The following is a 985-nucleotide window of genomic DNA, read 5'->3' on the forward strand; positions in this document are numbered from 1 at the left end:
ACAAGCTGCCCTTGATAAGGAAACTTTAGACAAGTCAGAACTAAGTAAGCAGACTCAAACCTTAGAAAATCTTTTGAGATCATTGACAGGTGTATCGAATCCTACCACAGATTCAGCACGTCTGGTTTTGGCAGAGGCTAAGAAAGCTCTTGCAGATGACAGTTTGACAGAGCAAGGGTTGCGCCATATCTTGCAAACAGTCAAAGATGCCATTGCTTCCCTAGAGTCCATTAAGGAAAGCCAGTCAGCAACGAAGGCTGGAGAACAAAAAGTTTCTGAGGCAGCACCAGAAGCAGATAAGCCTGTAGCCCAAACTCAAATCTCAGTAGGAGCTATTGTGGCAAGTATACTGGTTCTATTAGGTCTCCTCTTTTTCCTCCTAGCTCGTCGTAATAAAGAATCAGAACTCGAGAAATTAACCAAGGAATTAAGTAAACTTCTTAAGAACTTAAACCTTGAAACAGTGGATAAGGATGTCCTTAAAAAGTCTCAAGAAGAACTTCAAAATGCAGTTTCTTTCTTAGCAGATGAAAAAGGCTCTGAGCATACTGAAGCAGAGTTGATTGATAATCTTAAAGAGGTTATTGCTAAGTTGAAAGCAAACGCCTAATAACATATTAAAAGTCTCCAGATTAGGAACTATCCGTAAGTTCACTAATCTGGAGATTTTTCAATATACTTCGTTATTGGGCGGTTACAAATGAAATAAAGAATAGGACAAATTGATCAGGACAGTCAAATCAATTTCTAACAATGTTTTAGAAGTAAAGGTGTACTATTCTAGCTTCAATCTACTATAACAGAGTGACGCCATCACTGGGCTAATAGAGATAAAATAGACAATTGATTTAGGACATTTGTAAGCGCGTCATAACAAGGTATCTATCATTCATGGAAGACCTCCTGTATACTATTAGTAAAGTAAAACTATTGGAGGATATTTTAATGCCACAACCTATTGTTCCTGTAGAGATTCCACAATCTC

At 37.9% G+C, this 985-nt stretch carries 1 protein-coding gene; it reads left to right on the plus strand.

All coding sequences use genetic code 11. The features are described from left to right. The first annotated feature begins 349 nt into the window (after positions 1-349). The gene (locus tag HT693_RS11560) at positions 350-610 is read left to right on the plus strand and encodes a hypothetical protein (protein ID WP_120007924.1); all 261 of its coding nucleotides are present in this window, start codon (positions 350-352) and stop codon (positions 608-610) included. Positions 611-985 lie beyond the last annotated feature (375 nt).

Origin of the sequence: Streptococcus sp. 2154 (genome assembly GCF_013277255.1) — a bacterium.
GTDB classification, from domain to species: Bacteria; Bacillota; Bacilli; order Lactobacillales; family Streptococcaceae; genus Streptococcus; species Streptococcus pseudopneumoniae.